At 70.3% G+C, this 1,995-nt stretch carries 1 protein-coding gene; it reads right to left on the reverse strand.

Translation table 11 applies throughout. The features are described from left to right. Positions 1-362: 362 nt before the first annotated feature. The gene (locus tag J0670_RS36770) at positions 363-1,856 is read right to left on the reverse strand and encodes a cytosine permease (protein WP_207817123.1); all 1,494 of its coding nucleotides are present in this window, start codon (positions 1,854-1,856) and stop codon (positions 363-365) included. Positions 1,857-1,995: the final 139 nt, after the last annotated feature.

Raw genomic sequence — 1,995 nt, forward strand, 5'->3', positions numbered from 1 at the left:
ATCACCGCCCAGATCGCGGCGACACCGCTCGACACCGCTCGACACCGCACCGCAGCGCGCGGAACACGCCCCGGAACGAACGCCTCGCCGACGCGCGGCTGCTCCCGGCCGCCACCCCCGGCCCGTACCGGCTGCCTCTGCCGCCCGAGGCCCGCCGGGACGGGATCGATCCGCCCGGCATCCACGGCTTCACGTACCGGACGTACCGGAGGTGCCGGACGCTCGGCCGCGAGGGCGTCACACCGCCCTGCACCCCACCGCCCGGCCGGTCGAAGGCCGCCGAACGGGACCGCCCGGTCGCCGGCTCAACTGAGCCGACGACCGGGCGGTCCGGAGGGTGTGCGCAGGTTCGCGCCGTGCGGTCAGACGGTGACCTGTTCGGCCTGCTCCGCCTCGGCCTGCTCCGCCTGGAGGCCGACGGCCTGGCCGGCGGTGGCGGGGGTGTTCTCCCGGGGCGCGGGGAGCACGGCCATGATCACGCCGGAGATCACGATGGTCGCCGCCCAGGCGAGCCCGTACTTGCCGATGGGGGTGTCGGAGAGCGGGCCGGCGAACCAGTCGCACTTGGTGAAGGCGAGCCCGGCCAGCAGCGCGAGCACCCAGGACACCATCGCCTGCCAGCAGAAGCCGCCCACGTACCAGTACCGGCTGTTCCTGCTGGTGTCCATCAGCGCGGCGGCGTCGTAGCGCACCGCACGCGAACGGCGCCGGAACATGTCCACCGCGTAGACGCCGATCCAGGCCGAGAAGGAGACGGCGAGCAGGATCAGGAAGGTGATGAAGGAGCCCAGGAAGCTCTTGGCGACCAGCATCAGCAGCAGGCCGCCGACCAGCGAGATCACGGCGTTGATGCTGACGGCCATGGCGCGCGGCAGCCGGACGCCCATGGTCTGCGCGGTGAAGCCGGCCGAGTACATGGAGAGGCTGTTGATCAGCAGCATGCCCACGATCGCGGTCAGCAGGTACGGCACGGCCAGCCAGGTCGGCAGCAGGTCGCCGAGGAAGGAGACCGGGTCCGCGGCCTGCGCCAGGCCGGGCGAGGCCACCGCCATCACGGCGCCCATCAGCACCATCGGCACCATCACCAGGCCGGCACCGGAGACCGTCACGCCGACGATCTTCCTGCCGGAGGCGGCGTGCGGCAGGTAGCGGGCGAAGTCCGGGCCGGTGGGGACCCAGCTGATGCCGCCGGCGGCGATGGTCCCGATGCCGGCGATCATCATCGCGGTGGTGCCCGCGGGCTTGGCGAAGACCTCGCTCCAGTGCATGGTCGCGACCAGGTAGCCCAGCACCAGCACGCTGAAGACGCCGAAGAGGTACGTCGACCAGGTGTTGCAGACGTTCAGCGCCTTGCGGCCCATGCCGGAGACCAGGAAGGTGCAGGCGACGAAGGCGAAGAGCGTGATCACGATCAGCGCGGTGTTGCTCTTGACGCCGAAGAGCAGGTCGAGGACGGTCAGCACGGCGTAGGCGCCGGTGACGGCGTTGATCGTCTCCCAGCCGAACCGGGCGATCCACAGGATCGCGCCGGGGAAGAGGTTCCCGCGCACCCCGAAGGTGGCCCGCGAGAGGGTGGCGCCCGGCGCCCCGCCCCACTTGCCGGAGACCGACAGCACGCCGACCAGGCCGAACGAGACGAGCGCTGCGCACGCCGCGACGACCAGGACCTGCCAGAAGTTCAAGTGGTTGAACACCACCAGGGCCGCACCCATGGTGAGCAGCAGGACGCTGATGTTCGCCGCGACCCAGGTCGGGAAGAGCTCGCGGACTCTGCCCCGGCGCTCGTGGTCCGGGACGGGTTCGATACCGCGCGTCTCTATCGCGCTGTCGGTGTCGGCCTTGGACGGGTTGTCCATGAGGGTGGCTCCGTGCGGGTGTGAAGCGGAGATAAATCGGACAAAATGGAGTATTTATGGAACTCTTCGCGCGTAGCGCGGGAGTTGATCCATCCTACTTTGTCCATTCCGGCTCCGGCCCCGGCCCGGCGTCGCAGGA

Origin of the sequence: Streptomyces sp. FH025 (assembly GCF_017427025.1) — a bacterium.
Taxonomy (GTDB): domain Bacteria; phylum Actinomycetota; class Actinomycetes; order Streptomycetales; family Streptomycetaceae; genus Kitasatospora.

What these genes read in the sequence shown, in the direction of transcription:
- J0670_RS36770 (WP_207817123.1), bottom strand. Translation starts at nt 1,856, where the DNA reads ATGGACAACCCGTCCAAGGCCGACACCGACAGCGCGATAGAGACGCGC.